12 protein-coding genes are annotated in these 16564 nt (G+C 71.8%); 6 read left to right on the top strand and 6 right to left on the bottom strand.

Translation table 11 applies throughout. The annotated features are described in order from the left end of the window. Positions 1-16: 16 nt before the first annotated feature. From GA0070619_RS01300 to GA0070619_RS01290, 3 genes are read left to right on the top strand one after another with little or no spacing between them, the layout of a single operon-like run. Positions 17-487, top strand: a complete 471-nt coding sequence (locus GA0070619_RS01300) for an aminoacyl-tRNA deacylase (protein ID WP_088946353.1) — start codon at positions 17-19, stop codon at positions 485-487. Between the two features lie 39 nt (positions 488-526). Then, complete coding sequence (locus tag GA0070619_RS01295) at positions 527-811, top strand: DUF427 domain-containing protein (RefSeq protein ID WP_074317101.1); 285 nt, start codon at positions 527-529, stop codon at positions 809-811. Positions 812-857: 46 nt separating this feature from the next. Continuing rightward, positions 858-1562 carry an RICIN domain-containing protein gene (locus GA0070619_RS01290; RefSeq protein WP_088946352.1) on the top strand — a complete coding sequence of 235 codons (705 nt, stop codon included), beginning with the start codon at positions 858-860 and terminating at the stop codon, positions 1560-1562. A gap of 30 nt (positions 1563-1592) precedes the next feature. Here the strand turns inward: GA0070619_RS01290 and GA0070619_RS01285 are convergent, their stop codons facing one another. Beyond that, entirely contained in the window at positions 1593-2948 is a 1356-nt protein-coding gene (locus GA0070619_RS01285) for an MFS transporter (protein WP_231927222.1), read from the bottom strand. A 1-nt stretch (position 2949) separates the two neighbouring features. On the opposite strand from GA0070619_RS01285, the gene GA0070619_RS01280 reads away from it, so the two are divergent. Next, positions 2950-3957, top strand: coding sequence for a GlxA family transcriptional regulator (locus GA0070619_RS01280; protein ID WP_088946351.1), 1008 nt, complete (start codon positions 2950-2952; stop codon positions 3955-3957). Positions 3958-4068: 111 nt separating this feature from the next. Here the strand turns inward: GA0070619_RS01280 and GA0070619_RS01275 are convergent, their stop codons facing one another. The 3 genes from GA0070619_RS01275 to GA0070619_RS01265 are packed head-to-tail and all read right to left on the bottom strand — an operon-like array spanning position 4069 to position 7977. Beyond that, on the bottom strand, positions 4069-4533 hold the full coding sequence (locus GA0070619_RS01275) for a hypothetical protein (protein ID WP_088946350.1): 465 nt from the start codon (positions 4531-4533) through the stop codon (positions 4069-4071). 28 nt (positions 4534-4561) lie between these two features. Next, the gene (locus tag GA0070619_RS01270) at positions 4562-6514 is read right to left on the bottom strand and encodes a vWA domain-containing protein (RefSeq protein WP_088946349.1); all 1953 of its coding nucleotides are present in this window, start codon (positions 6512-6514) and stop codon (positions 4562-4564) included. Between the two features lie 2 nt (positions 6515-6516). After that, positions 6517-7977 (bottom strand): sigma 54-interacting transcriptional regulator, encoded by a 1461-nt coding sequence (locus GA0070619_RS01265; protein WP_088946348.1) that lies wholly within the window; start codon positions 7975-7977, stop codon positions 6517-6519. A 209-nt stretch (positions 7978-8186) separates the two neighbouring features. Between GA0070619_RS01265 and GA0070619_RS01260 the strand changes: the two genes are divergently transcribed. Next, positions 8187-9461, top strand: a complete 1275-nt coding sequence (locus GA0070619_RS01260) for a TIR-like protein FxsC (protein WP_172861944.1) — start codon at positions 8187-8189, stop codon at positions 9459-9461. Next, the gene (gene fxsT / locus GA0070619_RS01255) at positions 9445-13497 is read left to right on the top strand and encodes an FxSxx-COOH system tetratricopeptide repeat protein (RefSeq protein WP_088946346.1); all 4053 of its coding nucleotides are present in this window, start codon (positions 9445-9447) and stop codon (positions 13495-13497) included. Before GA0070619_RS01260 ends, fxsT begins: the two co-directional genes overlap by 17 nt. On the opposite strand, the gene GA0070619_RS01250 is transcribed toward fxsT, so the two are convergent. Together GA0070619_RS01250 and GA0070619_RS01245 are read right to left on the bottom strand one after the other, a co-directional pair. Beyond that, the gene (locus tag GA0070619_RS01250) at positions 13466-15376 is read right to left on the bottom strand and encodes an HEXXH motif domain-containing protein (protein ID WP_157743867.1); all 1911 of its coding nucleotides are present in this window, start codon (positions 15374-15376) and stop codon (positions 13466-13468) included. The genes fxsT and GA0070619_RS01250 overlap by 32 nt on opposite strands. Continuing rightward, positions 15373-16548, bottom strand: coding sequence for an FxsB family cyclophane-forming radical SAM/SPASM peptide maturase (locus GA0070619_RS01245; protein ID WP_088946344.1), 1176 nt, complete (start codon positions 16546-16548; stop codon positions 15373-15375). Before GA0070619_RS01245 ends, GA0070619_RS01250 begins: the two co-directional genes overlap by 4 nt. Positions 16549-16564 lie beyond the last annotated feature (16 nt).

Here is a 16564-nt window from a genome sequence, read left to right as displayed (position 1 = left end):
CGTTACCGTGGCGGGCATGCCATCGCCCGCGATCGCCGCCCTGGAAGCAGCCCAACTGCCATATCGGCTGGTCAGCCGCGGTGAGGCCGGCAGCCTCGCGGAGGCTGCCGCGGCCCAGGGTGTGGCCGTCGCCGATGTGGTGAAGACGATCGTGGTCCGCCGGAGTGCGGACGATCACCTGTTCGTGCTCACCCCCGGGGACCGGGTCGTCTCGTGGCCCAAGCTGCGCGCCCTGCTCGGGGTGCAGCGGCTGTCCATGCCCGACGCGGCGGGCGCACTGGCCGCCACCGGTTACGAACGCGGCACCATCACCCCGTTCGGCGCGAGCACGGCCTGGCCGGTGATCGCCGACGAGCGACTGCGCGGCCGGGAGATCAGTCTCGGCGCCGGTGAACGCGGCCTCGCCATCGCCGCCGACGCCGATGCAGTGATCGCCGCCCTCGACGCCACAGTGGCCGACGTCACCGACCCGCAGCCGACCCGCTGAGCGCTGCCGACGTCACTGCCACGGCCTAGTGTTGGAGACATGCCAAAAGCCGTGTGGAACGACCTGGTCGTCGCCGAGAGCGACGACACCGTGCTGGTGGAGGGCAACCACTACTTCCCCCGCTCCGCCCTGCGCGACGACCTGATCCGGGAGTCCGCGACGCACACCGTCTGCCCGTGGAAGGGCACCGCCTCGTACTACACCCTTGAGCACGAGGGCAGCACCAGCGCGGACGCCGTCTGGTATTACCCGGAGCCCAAGCCGGACGCCGAGATGGTGCGTGACCGGGTGGCGTTCTGGAAGGACGTCCGGGTCGTCGACTGACCGCCGGGCTGGCTCCGGCGCGCCGCCGTGGGCGAGGATGACGCGTATGTCCGCGCCCCACGAACGCCCCGACCCCGCCGGCACCGTCTACGGCGGGCGACAGGCACACCGCCCCGGGCCGCTGGCCGACCCGCTGCTGCGGGTCGCGGTGGCTGTCGGGGTCGTCGGCGCGCTCCTCGGGGTGGTCTTCGCCACCGGGCTGCTCGACGGGCAGGACGAGCAGCCCGTGCCGGCGACGGTCGGCGCGTCGTCCAGCGCCGCGGCGCCGACCGACCCGGCGGCTGACCCGAGCGCACCGGCCGAGCCATCACCGACCCCGTCGGCGACCCCGGCCGGGCCACCCACCGGGCCCCGGGTGCTCCGGGGCGCCTCCGGGCTCTGCCTCGGGCTCGACGGCGACGGCGAGAAGGCCGGCGCCCAGTTGGCCGCGTGCAGCGGCGGCCCGGAGCAGCAGTGGGTGGTCAACCCGGTCGGCGCGGACGTGCTGACGTTGACCAACGCGGCCCACGGGCAGTGCCTGGACGTCGAGGGCGGCAGCCGGGACGACGGCGCACGGGTGGTGCAGTGGCCCTGCCACGGCGAGGCCAACCAGCAGTGGCGGCTCACCGCGACCGGCACCGGCCCGGTGCTGCTGGTCGCGGCGCACAGCGGCAAGTGCGCGCAGGCCGACGACGACGGCGTCGAGGCGGGCGACGAGGTCCGGCAGCGGCCCTGCGACGGCCGGCCGGCCCAGCAGTGGACCGTGAGCTGACCGACCGCGGTCGCTGCCGCCGGCACGGCCTCAGCCTCGGAAGCTCCACGCCTTCGGGGCGGTCGCGGCGGCCAGCACGGCCTCCGGCACCGGCCGGCCCGGTCGCCGACGCAGCAGCAACGACAGTCCGGCCGCGCCGATCGACAGCGCGCCCGCCACGTACCAGGCCATCGCGTAGTCGCCGAGCCGGTCGCGGACCAGCCCCGCACCGGTCGCCGCGACCGCCGCGCCGAGTTGGTGCGCGGCGAACACCCAGCCGAACACCACCGCTCCGGCGCCACCGAAATACTCCCGGCACAACGCCACGGTCGGCGGCACGGTGGCCACCCAGTCCAGGCCGTAGAAGACGATGAACACCAGCATGCTCGGCTCGGCGGTGCCGGAGAACAGGCTCGGCAGCACCAGCAGGGACGCCCCACGCAGCGCGTAGTACATGCCGAGCAGCAACCGACTGTCCACCCGGTCGGTGAGCCAGCCGGAGGCGATAGTGCCGACGATGTCGAAGAGCCCAACCAGGGCGAGCAGCCCGGCCGCCGTGGTCTGGGCCATGCCGTGGTCGTGCGCCGCCGGCACGAAGTGGGTGCCGACCAGGCCGTTGGTCGTCGCGCCGCAGATCGCGAACCCCCCGGCCAGCAGCCAGAACGGGCGGGTCCGGGCCGCGGTCGCCAGCGCGCCCAGCGCCCGGGCCGCCGCGCCGCCGGTCGCCGGGGGCGCCGCGACGACCTCGTCCGCCCCGTAGGCGGGCAGACCGAGATCCGCCGGGTGCTCGCGCAGGAACCACACCACCAGGGGTACGACCGCCAGCGCGGCTCCGGCCACGACGAGTGCCGCCGTACGCCAGCCGTGGTCGCGCACCAGGATGGCGATCAGTGGCAGGAACACCAGTTGTCCGGCGGCCCCGCCGGCGGTCAGCACCCCGGTGACCAGGCCCCTTCGCCGGACGAACCAGCGCCCGGTGATGGTGGCCACGAACGCCAGCGCCATCGACCCGGTGCCCAGGCCGACCAGCACACCCCAGCAGAGCAGGAGCTGCCAGCTGGCGCTCATGAAGACAGTCAGCCCGCTGCCCGCGGCGACCAGCAGTAGCGCCACCGAGACCACCCGGCGGATGCCGAACCGGTCCATCAGGGCGGCGGCGAACGGCGCGGTCAGCCCGTAGAGCAGCAGGTTGACCGAGACGGCTGCGGAGATCGTGGCCAGTGGCCAGCCGAACTCCTCGTGCAGCGGGTGCAGCAGCACCGACGGGGTGGCGCGGAAGCCGGCAGCACCGACCAGCGCCACGAAGGCGACGGCGGCGACCAGCCAGGCGGGATGCAGACGGCGGTTCTTGAACACGGCACCAGTCTGGGCGGGGCCGTACGGCACGACGAGTGGCCGGAAAGCCATCATGCGCAATAATCGGGCCATGACCGTTCGCCCGCACCGGATCGCCGTACTCGCCCTGGACCACGTGGTCGGCCTGGACCTCGGCACCCCCGCGCAGGTCTTCAGCACCGCCCGGGCCGCCGACCAGACGCCCTTTTACGACGTGCGGGTGTGCACCCCGGGCGGGCGACCGGTGCGCAGCACCGCCGGCTTCCAGGTGGTCCCCGACCATGGTCTGGAACTGCTCGACACCGCCGACACGGTGATCGTCCCGGGCATCCACGACGGCACCGCGTTGATCTCGGGCACCGTCGAGCCGGAGGTCGCCGAGGCGCTGCGTGGGGCACACGAGCGGGGTGTCCGGATCATGTCGATCTGCACGGGAGCGTTCGTGCTGGCCGCCGCCGGGCTGCTCGACGGGCGTCGGGCAACGACCCACTGGGCGTACGCCGAGCGGTTCCGCAGCCTGCACGGCCGGGTGGACCTCGACCCGGGCGTGCTCTTCATCGCCGACGATCAGGTGCTCACCTCGGCCGGGGTCGCCGCCGGCATCGACCTCTGCCTGCACGTCATCCGCCTCGACCACGGCAGCGAGGTGGCCAACCGGGCCGCGCGGCGCTGCGTGATGCCGCCGTGGCGCGACGGTGGCCAGGCGCAGTACATCGAGCGGCCGGTGCCGAAGGCCACCGACACCAGCACCGCGAGCGCGCGGGAGTGGGCGCGGCAGCGGCTGCACGAGCCGATCGCGCTGCGCGACCTGGCCGAGCAGGCGCGGATGAGCGTGCGCACCTTCACCCGGCGCTTCCGGTCCGAGACCGGCCTGAGCCCGGCCCAGTGGTTGCTGCAACAGCGCACCGACCACGCGCGACTGCTGCTGGAGACGACCGACCTCACCGTCGACCAGATCGCCCACCGCTCGGGTTTCGGCACCACCGCCGCCCTGCGCCAGCAGCTCCACCAACGCATCGGCGTAGCGCCCTCGACCTACCGCCGCACCTTCCACCCGCGAAGCGAGCTGATCGGCGGCTGATCCCGCCAGGCACCCCCGCCGCGCACCCGGCGCCTGAGTGGTCCTGCCGCCGCGGGCCTAAAGCCACCGCCCAGGGCATCGCAACTTTGAGCGCGATGCCCGACGCCCGCTTCAGGAGCGGAGCAGGTGCAGCTGGGCCTGGTGTTTGGGCAGGTGGACCCGGGTGTGCAGGTCGAGGGTGCGGGACCACGGCAGCGACTCCTCGACGATGAGGTCGAAGCCCTCGCGCAGGTGAGTCTCGACCGGGGTCTCCGCCGCCAGGCCGAGCTGGTCGACCAGCCCGCACAACCGGTCGCTGGTGCCGTGCAGCAGAGCCGTGAGACCCCGCAGACCACCCTGCTCGGCGGCCAGCGCGTCGAGCTGCGGACGGTGGAAGTCCTCCTCCATCTCGTAGTAGGCGAACGGCGACCCGGCCAGCAGCGCCTCGGTGGCCTGGATCATCAGCTCGTCGTTGGCGACCAGATGCGCGACGATCTGCTCGGCGCTGAGCTGCCCCTCCGGAGCCGGACCGAACCCGCCAGCGTCGACCTCCGCGAACAGCGCACCGTAAGCCCGCCGCATTCCCCCGCTCTCCATTCCCCCAGTCAACCCGCCCCGCCGGGAGTTAGCGGCGGGATTGGCGGGAGCGAAGGTAGTCGGAGACCACGTACTCGCCGAGGTCGTCGGTGTCCGGCGTGAACATCCGGCCTCGACTGCGGCGGGCCACCGCGTCCACGAAACGCCGCAGGCCCGGGTCGTCGCCGAGCATGAACAGGTTGAGCGTGGCGCCGTAGCGGCTCAGCCGGTCCACCTCGCGAACCGTCGCCTCGATCGTCTCCGGCAGCGGCGGCCAGTGGAACAGCGCCTCCCCGTCGTCCGGGTCGAGGTGGGCGGTCGGCTCGCCGTCGGTGACGACCAGGACCACCGGCTCGGCGTCCGGGTGTCGGCGCAGGTGCCGACCAGCCAACCGCAGCGCGTGCTGGAGGTTGGTGCCCTGTTCCCCGTCCGGCTCGACGGCGGCCAGCTCCTGCTGGGTGAGCGTCGTCGCCTCCCGGCCGAAGCCCACGATCTGCAGGGCGTCCTGCGGGAAACGCGTCTCCATGAGGTGCGCCAGCGCCAGCGCCGTCTGCTTCATCGGCCCCCAACGACCCTGAGAGATCATCGAGTACGACAGGTCGACGCAGAGCACCACCGCCGCCGAGGCCCGCTTCTCGGTCTCCACCACCTCGAAGTCGTCCACCGCGAGCTGCACCGGGACCGTCGGCCCCGCCCGGCTGACCGCCCGGGTCAACGTCCGGACCACGTCCAACGGCTGCTCGTCGCCGTACTCCCAGGGTCGTGACGCACCGCTGACCTCGCCGGCGGCCCCCGCCGAGCGCAGGTCGTGCTGGCCGCGCGGCCCGGCGGTCAGGTCGGAGAAGACCCGTCGCAGCGCGGTCCCGCCGAGCCGGCGCAGCGCCTTCGGGCTCAGCGTGAGCCCTTCGGCGTCCCGGCTCACCCAGCCCTGCCGGCGAAGCTCCCGCTCCAGATCGCGCAGTCGGCGGACGTCGTCGGCGGCGTCCCGTCCCAGCGTCCGGGCCACCGCGTCGACGTCCACGTCGTCCAGGGTCGCCCCGGGGTGTTCCTGGTCGAGCTGGTCCAGCAGGTCGTCCAGGTCACCGATCTCACCCAACGCGCCGGCCGCGTCGGCGTAGTCCAGTGGCTGGTCACCTCGGACCCGTTCGCCACGTCCCCAGCGCAGGTCGGGCCGCAGTGCCCGCAGGTTCGCGTCGAGCGCTGACAACTCCCCGGAGAGGCGGTCGCCGAGCGACTGCTGCATCAGACCGGCCAGCTCGGCGCGCTGCCGGTCGGAGAGCGAGTTCATCAGCCGCTCACCGGCCGCCGAGCGGCGGGCCAGCACGTCGATCAGCTCGTCGACCGTCTCCGGCTTCTCCGGGAAGAAGTCGCCGTGTCTGCGCATGAACTCGGCGAACGCGTCGGTGGTGTCCTCCGCGCGACCGTGCCGGGCAAGCAGGTCGTTCAGGTCGCCCATCATCTCGGCGAGCCGCTGCTGGGCGGCCGGGTCGGCGGACGCGCGCACGGCGTCGCGCAGCCCGGCGAACCGCTGACCGAGCACGTCGTCGCGAAGTTGGTCGAGGATCTGCTGGTACGAGCGGCGGGCGTCGTCGCTGGCCCACTGGTAGCCGGACAGCTCCTCCACCGCTCGGGCGGTGGAACGGGGCAGGTTGTCCAGCACCGACTCGGCGAACCGCGCGGCGTCGTCGTCGCGCCCGCGCAACTCGTCCCGCTCGGCGGCGAGAGCCTGGTCGAGCAGAGCCTGGGCCCTGGTCACCGCGCCGTCCAGGTCACCGCGACGCAGCGCCTCCCGGCGCAGCCGCCGAGCCCGGGCAGCCAGGTCGTCCAGCCCACCCCGCCCCTGGGGGCCACGGCGCAGCAGGTCGCGCAGCGCCTCCCGCAGGCTTCCGCCGGCCAGCACCTCGGCGCCGACCGCGTCCACCGCCTCACGCACGTCGTACGGGGGTGCGAGCGGGTCGGGCCCGCCGTTCCACTGCCCGTACCGGAACCGGTTGCCGGCCACGGTCAGCCCCGGCCGCCGTAGACGGTGCGCCCGGAGTCGGTGACGTCCTTGCCGAGCCGGCGGGTCAGGTGTAGCCCTTCCAGCACGAACTCGACGGCACCCGCCGCTTCCTCCGGGGTGGGCGCGTCGCCCAGGCCGAGCCGGTCGAGGACCTTCGCCAGGCCGGGCACGGTGCCGACCTGGCGCAGCAGCTCGGAGGCACTGACCAGCTCTCCGGTCTCGATCGCCGCGCCGTCCTCGACGAGCGCCGTGAAGCCGGACAGGTCCAACCCGGCCAGGTGCGCCCGGAACGTCTCGGCGGTCGCGGTCCGCAGCAGGTGGGCGAGGATCTCGATCTCCCGCCCCTCCTCGCCGCTCTCGAACTCGACCTTGCCGCGCAGGGTGCTGGTCACCGACACGGCGTCGCCGACCCGGGCCACCGCCGCCTCGGGCCGCCCGTCCGGGGTGGTGGTGGCGGCGAGCAGACCGGCGCGGCGCAGCGCGGCGCCGGCGACCGTCTCGGCGGCGGCGATGGCGAACCGGGCGGAGACCCCGGAGCGCGGGTCCACCGACGGCGACTCCCGCACCGCGCGGGCGAAGCGGGCCAGCACCTCCAGGACGTGCTCCGGCACGGCGGCGACCAGGTCGGCCTCCTGCCGGATGAGGTCCAGCTCCAAGTCCAGGTCGACCGGGTAGTGGGTGCGGATCTCCGCGCCGAACCGGTCCTTGAGCGGCGTGATGATCCGGCCCCGGTTGGTGTAGTCCTCCGGGTTGGCGCTGGCGACCAGGAGCAGGTCCAGCGGAAGCCGCAGCTGGTAGCCGCGGACCTGGATGTCCCGCTCCTCCAGCACGTTGAGCAGCGCCACCTGGATCCGCTCGGCCAGGTCGGGCAGCTCGTTGACGGCGAAGATGCCGCGGTTGGTGCGCGGCACCAACCCGAAGTGGATGGTCTCCGGGTCGCCGAGGGTGCGGCCCTGGGCGATCCGGATCGGGTCCACGTCACCGATCAGGTCGCCGACGCTGGTGTCCGGGGTGGCGAGCTTCTCGCCGTAGCGCATCGAGCGGTGCAGCCAGCCGACCGGCTGGTCGTCACCGGCCTCGGCGACCTGGGCACGGGAAGCCGGGGTGAGCGGGTGCATGGGGTGCTCGTTGAGCACCGAGCCGGGGATGACCGGGGTCCACTCGTCGAGCAGCGCGCCGAGTGCGCGGATCAGTCGGGTCTTGCCCTGGCCGCGCTCACCGAGCAGCACCATGTCGTGCCCGGCGAGCAGCGCCCGCTCAACCTCGGGCAGCACGCTGTCGTCGTAGCCGACGATGCCGGGGAAACGGGCCTCGCCGGAGCGCATCCGGGCGAGGAGGTTGTCGCGGAGTTCCTGCTTGACGGTGCGGTACTGGTGACCGGCCGCCCGAAGCGCGCCGAGCGTGCCGGGCAGGTCGGCCGGTGGAACCGGGATTACCGGGGTAGGCGCAGTCACCCGACCCACGCTAGCTCACCCCGGAGTCGACCTACGCCAATACGGAAAGTGATATCCGAGACGCCCTCTTGATGCGCCGATCGGCGGGCTGTGGCACGCCGTCTCCGCCCCTATACTCACGGTTAGCTCCGCCGTTTACGGCCGCCGAAAAATGGCCGTGGCCGACGGGGTCACGGCCCGGCCATCCGATGGTCAACCTCTCCCGGCGCGGAGGTGCGGTGCTGTACTTCTTCCTCAGTTACGCGAGGGGCGACGAGGACGCACTGGTCCAACGTCTTTACGAGGATCTCAGCGCAGAGGTACGGCTGATCGCGGGTCTGCCCCGCGACGAGCGGGTGGGTTTCGTCGATCGCACCATCCTGCTGGGCGAGCGGTGGCCGCAGCGGCTGGTCGAGGCGCTGAGCACGTGCCGATCCTTTCTCGCTCTGATGACGCCGAGATATTTCCAGAGCGAGCCCTGCGGCCAGGAATGGCGGATCTTCGCCGACCGCACTGCCCGCTACGACCAGCAGAACGGGGTGGACAGCTCGCTCCTCAAACCGCTGATGTGGATCCCGGCCCGACCCGGCCGCATCCATCCGGTCGCCTCCCCGCTGCAATATTCCTCCCACAGCCTGGGCGACCTCTATCAGCGGCTGGGGGTCCGGCAGCTGATGCGACTGCAACGGCACAGCGACGACTACCGCACGTTCCTCTTCGAACTGGCCAATCAGATCGTGTCCAGTGTGGAGGAGCATCCGCTGCCGGAGGGCCAGCGCACTATCGACCTGCGCGCCACGCCCAGCGCCTTCCACCAGGCGCCCGGGCAGCTCGCGGCGGACGTCGACCAGTTCGCACCGATGCTGGTCCACTTCATCGTCGCGGCGTCGCACCGGGACGAGATGAGCACGGTACGCCAACACGTGACCACGTACGGCAACCGCGCGTTGGACTGGGCACCGTACGGGCCGCCGCTGCCCGACCCGGTCGTCGACTACGCCCGTGAGATCGCGGCCGACCACAGCTACCGGTCAACGGTGGTGGACCTGACGGAACTGGCCCGGCGCGCCGAGCAGGCCGCCCGCTACAACCAGATCATGGTGCTGATCGTCGACGCCTGGCTGACTCGCCTGCCCGAGCAACGACAGTCGCTGGCCGCCCACGCCACTGCCGCCCTGCGCGACGGTGGCACCACGGCGGTGCTGATCCCGAGCAGCCGCGACGACACGGAGACCCGGGAGCACTGGCAGTCACTGTCGCGCGCGTGTCGGGAGATCTTCGACGACCTGGCCTCGGACGACGAGCTCTACCGGTCCAACATCCTCACCCACCGCGCCTTCCAGGAGGAGCTGCCGGAGGTCCTGGAGGTCGCTCGTAACCGGGTGTTCAGCCGAGGAGCGGTGCACCGGCCCCCCAGCCTCACCACGGACACCCGACCACCACGCATCGACGGGCCCTGGGGCGCGGAGAGCGACGACACCACACCGGAGGACGGCCGTGACAACGAGCGCTGACCCGGGCATCACCGGCGATGGTGTCGAGGGTCGAATCATTACGTTCTACTCGTACAAGGGTGGCACCGGCCGCACCATGGCGCTCGCCAACGTCGCCTGGATCCTGGCGGCCAACGGCTACCGGGTGCTCGCTGTCGACTGGGACCTGGAATCCCCCGGTCTGCACAAGTATTTCCATCCGTTCCTCCTCGACAAGGATCTGCGGACGTCGACCGGGATCATCGACATGGTCCGCGACTACGCCGAGGCGGTCGTTCGACCGTTGGAGGAGACGGAGGACGAGGACTGGCTCGGCAGCGCCGCCGACGTGCTGCACCACGCCGTCTCGCTGCACTGGGATTTCCCCGCTCCCAACTCGGCCGTCCGGCCTTCTGCGGGTCCGACTCCAAAGGGCAGCCTGGACCTGTTACCCGCCGGCCGACAGGACACGGCATACACCAAGGCCGTGAGCACCTTCGACTGGCAGGCGTTCTTCGAGAAGCTGGGCGGCAACAGCTTCCTCGACGCACTGGCCACCAGCATGCGGGACAACTACGACTACGTGCTGATCGACAGCCGGACCGGCGTCAGCGACGGGGCGGGCATCTGCACCGTGCGGCTGCCCGACGCCGTGGTCACCTCCTTCACGCTCAACGACCAGAGCATCGACGGAGCTGCCGGCGTCACCCGCTCCATCATCCGGCAGCGCGGCGACCGACCGGTCCGAATCCTGCCGGTCCCGATGCGTGTGGACAACGCCGAGCAGCTCAAGTTGGAGGCGGGCCGGGACCACGCGCGCCGCCGCTTCGCGCCCCTGCTGCCCCGGACTTCCGTAGAGGAGAGCGACCGGTACTGGGGTGAGATCGAGATCCCCTACCAGCCCTACTACGCGTACGAGGAGATCCTGGCGGGGTTCGGCGACCGGGCCCACCATGAGGGCACCCTGCTCGCCGCATACGAACGACTGACCAAGGCGATCACCGAGGACTCGGTCGACAGCCTGCCAGCCATGGAGGATCGGCTGCGCCGTCAGTGGTTGGCCAAGTTCGAGAGGCAACGCATCTCCGGTGCCGCACCGGACGTCTTCGTCAGCTACGTCTCCCTCGACCGGTCCTGGGCCGAATGGGTCCGCGACGAGCTCCGTTCGGCCGGGCTGCGTACGGTGATGCGAGAGGTCGACTTTCCGGCCAGCCCTGTCGAGGGGACGTCGACGGCCGTCGGTTTCAAGGACGCGGCCCGGCTGGTGGTGCTGCTGTCCCAGGAATACATGCAGTCGTCGAACGCCAGCGAGTTGTGGTCCCAGGCCACCAGCTACGAGTCGGGCAGCGGCGGCAACTTCCTGGTGCCCGTCCGGTTGGACAATTCCCGGGCGCCTGCGGTGTTCCTGGAACGCGTTCCGGTGGACCTGGTGGGCGCCACGCAGGAGGAGGCCGCCACCCGTCTGCTTGAGGCCCTGGACCATCCCGCCCGCCCGGCGACCGACCCGGAGGGTGCCGGGCAGCGACGGCGGTTCCCCGGCAACGAGCCACCGGTCTGGCGGGTGCCGTTGCCGCGTAACGTCCAGTTCGTCGGCCGCAGCCGACTCCTGGAGGAGATGCGCGACTGGCTGTCGTCGGCCGAGGCCCGGCACACCCCGCTCGCACTGCACGGCCTGGGTGGCGTCGGCAAGAGCCAGATCGCCCTGGAATACGCCTACCGCTTCCGCGCCGAGTACGACGTCGTCTGGTGGATCTCCGCGCAGCAACCGAGCGTCATGCGGCTCGCTCTGGCCTCGCTCGCCGACCGGCTGGCGGACAAGGCGGACACACCCCTCGGGGGCAACGTCGCCGAGCGGGTCCAGTGGGTGCTGGACGCCCTGCGCCGGGGTGACCCCTTCCGGCGGTGGCTGTTGGTGCTCGACAACGCCGACGACCCCGCTGAGTTGCACGACCTGATGCCGCAGGGGCCTGGCCACGTGCTCGTCACCACCCGCAACCACGTCTGGGCGCGGCACGCCCGCAATTTTGAGGTGGGTGCCTTCGACCGCGCGGAGAGCACCGCGTTGTTGCGTCGGCGAATCCCACGCCTGCCCCTGGCTGATGCCGAGATGGTCGCTGACCGCCTGGGCGACCTGCCGCTCGCCGTCGAGCAGGCGGGAGCATGGCTCGCCACCACTGGCGAGTCGGCCGTCCAGTATCTTCAGCGACTGCGCCGGTATCTGCCAGGCATGCTCTCCGACGAGCTCCCCACCGACTATCAACAGACCGGCGCGGAGCCGTGGCTCGTCTCCCTGGAGAGCCTGCGGGAGCGCAATCCGGCGGCGGCGAAGCTGCTGGAGGTCTGCGCCTTCTTCGCCGCCGAGCCGATCCCGATGTCGCTGCTCTACGACGACAGTTTCATCAACGTGCTTCTCCCCTACGATCCGTCGGTACGGGATCCCCTGCTCATGGGGCGCGCGCTGCGGGATGTCGGCCGGTACGCGCTGGCGCGAATCGACAGCGTGCGCGGCGGGCGCGGGCGCACTCCGGACCGCGGTGACGACGGCAACCAGACCAGCCTCCGCATGCACCCACTGGTGCAGGAGCTGATCCGGGAGTCCATGTCCGACGAGGCCAAGGCGGAGAACCGGCGTCACGTGCACGCGATCCTCGCCGCCGCCAACCCGAAGGACCCCGACCAGCCCCGCAACTGGCCGATCTACGCGGATCTCTGGCCCCACCTGCTGCCGTCGAAGACCCTCAACTCGCCCCAGCCGGAGGTCCGACAACTGTTGCTCGACGTGGCCCGCTACATGTGGACACGGGTCGACTTCGCCACCTGCTCCGAGCTGGCCGAGAAGGCGATCGAGGCGTGGCGGGCGGAGCATGGCGCTGACGACCCGCCGACCCAGATGATGCGCTTCCACCTCGCCAACGCGCTGCGCCTCGAGGCGCAGTACCAGGCCGCGTACGACATCGATCAGGACGTGTACCAGCGGCTCTCCGACACGCTCGGCGAGGACCACGAGTACACGGTGATCGTCGCGGGCAGCCTCGCCGCGGACCTGCGCGCGCTCGGGTTCTTCGAACGGGCGCGCGAGTTGGACACCCGCACGGAGGAGTTGGCCCGTGAGGTGTTCGGCGAGGAACACCCACGGGCGTTGATCGCCGCGCACAACCTGGCCCTGTCGCTCCGGCTGGTCGGCGATCTGCGTGGGGCGTTGCGGCTCAACGAACGCACCCTGGCCCGCCGCCGCGACACGCTCGGTCCGATGCACCCGTACACCCTCTTCTCCGAAGGGCAGTACGGCCGCGACCTGCGCGACACGGGCGACCTCACCGAGTCCCGCAGGGTCCTGGAGGCAGCGGTGGAGGCGGACCGGGAGGTGCTCGGTGAGGAGGACAGCGAGACGCTACGGGTAGCCAAGAACTACGCGGTGACCCTCCGGAAGTTGGGCGAGTTCGAGCGGGCCCACGCGTTGAGCGCGGACGTGCTGGTCCGTTCCCGCCGTCGGCACGGCCCCGATCATCCGGACGTGCAGGCCGCCGCGATGAATCTGGCCTGTGACGAGTCCGCTCTGGAGGACGACGCGGGCGCGCTTCGCCGGGCACGGCCGGTGTACCGGTGGTATCGGGACGCAATGGGCGAGGACCACCTGTTCACCCTGGCGTACGGCAACAACCTGGCCATCTTCCTCCGGAAGGCCGGGGACCTGGAGGCGGCCTTCACGCTGTCCGACGAGGTCGTCAACCGTTTCACCGAACGGGTCGGGGCGGACCATCCGTACACGCTGGCCGCGAACATCAACCTCGCCAACTGCTGGTACGTGCGTCGGGAGTTCGCGGCGGCCCTCGCCGCCGACCAGGACTGTTACGAGCGGGCGCAGCGCATCCTCGGGCCGTCCCACCCGGACACCCTCGCGGTGGCGAACAACCTGGCCACCAGTCTGAGTGTCGCCGGAGACCACCGAGGTGCCCGCGCTCTGCGTGACGCGGTGATGCCCCTCTTCCGCCGCGTCCTGGGTGACAGCCACCCGAACACCATCGCCCTGGTCGAGGCGAACCGCCTCAACTGCGATCTGGAACCGCCACCGACGTAGTCGACGACGCGCCGTCATGCTCGATGCCCGCTGCCGCCACGCAGGTGACCGGAGCCAGCCAGCGGGCCAGTTCGAGTGGATCCTCCGGGTGCCCGGCCGCGCGCAGCCGCAGGTACACCGCACGGCACAGCTCCGGGTCGGCGCCGCCGGTCTTCTGCGCCGCAGTCAGGCGCTGCTCGGCGAGGGCCAGGCCGACCCAGGCGGAGAGCTGCTCCGGATCGGCGCACACCTGCCCGCGGTAGCTCTCGCGGGCGGCGAGGTCATCCCCGGCGGCGAGGGCCAGGTCACCGTCGGACGCCATGGGCAGTGCGTCGACGAGGCGTTCCGCGCCGGTGCGCAGCCGCATGAACCGCTCCGGATCGCTCAACCGCAGCCGCACCAGGTCGAGCCGTGGGCTGAGGCTCAGCCATCGGCCGTCGGCCGGTTCCACCCGCAGCGTGACGATGGCGGCGGGGCACGGCAGGCCGGCCGCGCGGGCGGCGGCGAGCTGGTGGACGGCGTCCGGGTCCGGCCGGCGGTTCCGCAGTCGCCAGACCGTCCAGTGGTCCTCGGCGGCCTCCCTGGCGAGCTCGGCCGCCCCCGGGTCCACCGGGTCCCGCCAGTCGTCGATGACCCGCCGCAGACCGGTGACGAATTCGCGGCCGGCCGCGGTCAGACGGCCGAAGGACTCGATGTCGGCGCAGGTGCGGGACACGCGGTCGCGCCAGCGGGCGAATTCCACCTCGGCCAACCGGGCTGGGCCACCACTGCGTAACGCACGACGCCCCCGCCAGAACTCGGTCACCGCGATGAAGGCGTAGACACCCTGGAGGACGGCGCCGAGAGGACGCGGATCGTCGCGCCAGGGGGCGTAGTAGTAGCGCCGGTCGTCACGGTCGTAGAGGGGCTCGACGTCGATCGTCGCTCCGAGCTTGGCGTGCTGGAACTCGTGCAGCAGGCCGAGCGCGAACGCCTCCCCGTCGATCGGACGGGTCATCGAGACCGACCCGAAGGCGTCCATGCTGGTGACGTTGACCCCGGCGCTGACCGAATCGGCCAGCAGCGGCACGAGGCAGCGCAGGCCCTCGGCGATCGCCTCGGCGTGCCGACGGTGGTGACGCACCAGCATCGGCCAGGCCTCGTCGAGCAGCCGTTGCCACTCGGAAACCTCGGCGGGTGTGAGCCGGTCCGCGGCGCACAGCTGGTGCCGGTCCCGGTACGGGTCGAGATCGTCGAGAGTGATCCGCAGCGTCAACCCGTCTGCGGTGCTGCACAGTCGGTGCAGGCCGGACCAGCCGTCGGTCTCCGCACCCGGCCCGGCGTCCGGCGGAGGAACCAGCGACACCGTGACCGGCCCGACCAGGAGGTGCAACCCCGCCCGTTTGATGGTCACCCGCTGCGCGTCCCCCACCCGCGCGAGCCCGAGCGTGGGCAGGTAGACGACCCCATCGCGCGGCGTGACGCTGAGCTCGAAGTCCATTCCGGCCCGGAGGGCCGCCACCGCGGCGATCGACCCGAGCGGGGTCAGCTCGGCTTCGACGGGCCACTCGGGTGCGGCCTCCACCACCAACCCGCCGGTCGTCCGGCCGACTGCCGCGGCGGACGCCGAACCGGACGGCATCGGCGTACGCAGTCGCCGCAGCGCGGTGGCCAACCAGGCACCGGTGTGCGGCAGGGCCAGCACCGCCGGCCCCGCCTCGGGCGACCGGTCCGCCGCCGTGGCCCACAACGCGAAGTGTCGGGCGGTCTCCTCCGAATCGGCGGTGTCGAGGAGCGCGCGCAGCTGAAGCATGCGTTTGCTCACCTGACCGTCACGCAGCAGACGGATCGTCCTCCGGTCACCGAGGCCAGCCGCGAGCGCCGCGAGGTCGTCGGGGGCGAGCCGGTGGTATCCCGTCACGACCGCTCCCGGGGCATGGCTGCCAGGTCCGCTCGCAGGCGTCGTTCCACATGGGCGATGAGCAGCAGAAGATCGGGGCAGTAGACGGACGGGTTGGTGAAGCTTCCCTCCCGGTACCGATGGGGATAGTTGCCGGCACCGCAGACCCGGTGCACGGGGCACGCTCGGCAGGAGGCGGCGAGGGCCTCAACTCCCACCTGGCGGGCGACGACGGCGGGGTGCCGCAGCACATCGTCGAGGGAGTCGGTGAAGACGGTCAGGTCGGTGCCGACCGCGCCGGGGTAGGTGGAGCGCAGGGTGTCGACCTGCTCGTACGCCCCGTCGGTGTTGATCACCACTGCGGCCACCGGGCTCAGCCCGAGGGACTCGGTCCGGCTCCGCCCTCCGAACAGCAGATTGATGAGTTCTTCGAAGAGACGCACCCGGGTCAGCCGGGGCGAGGTGTCGTACCAGGCATCGAAGGCGGCGGCCAACCAGGTGCCGTAAGGGCTCGGGCCGTCACCCCGCCGCGGCGGCGCCTCCCAGTTGGCGTGCGGGAGCAGGAAGTCCACCATCGGCGGCCGGTACGACACCAGCGTCTCGTAGGTCTGTCGCGGATCGGCGGCGAGGTCCACGACGCAGAGCACACCCGCGTACGAGTCGGGCCGTTCGGCGAGCAGGCGCAGGGCGCGGTCGACCTCGTCGTAGCTGCTGCGGCCCGACGCGTACCGCCGGTGCCTGTCGTTCGACGTCCGGTCCCCGTCCAGACTCACGCCCACCCGCACCCGGGCGTCGGCCAGCAGGGAGAGAGCGTGTGGAGTCAGGAGGGTGCCGTTGGTCTGCACGCTGACCTGGGCCTGCGATGGCGCGACCGCCTCCCGGAGCCGGTCCGCCATTCGGACCAGGTTGGGAGCGCCGACCAGGAGCGGTTCACCGCCGTGCAGGACGATCCGCACATCGGTCTGGTCGTGGGCGCGGACGTGTTCACGTATCCGCTGGCAGGCGTGGTCGAAGATCGCCGGGGCCATCAGCAGGGGGTCGGAGAGGGCGCTGCGGTCCGCCAGTTCGTACATGTAGCAGTAGTCGCAGGCCAGGTTGCACCTGCTGTGGACCTTGAGAATGAACTCCGAGAACGGGACGGGCCGCGGGCGGGCGGCGACGCCGCCCTCGGCTACCGTGACGGTCCCCGTCATGCCGCGCCCGCCGCCC

It is taken from the genome of Micromonospora zamorensis, assembly GCF_900090275.1.
GTDB lineage: Bacteria > Actinomycetota > Actinomycetes > Mycobacteriales > Micromonosporaceae > Micromonospora > Micromonospora zamorensis.
The sequence above is the reverse complement of the archived record's forward strand: the minus strand, read 5'-3'. Positions and strand labels throughout refer to the sequence as shown.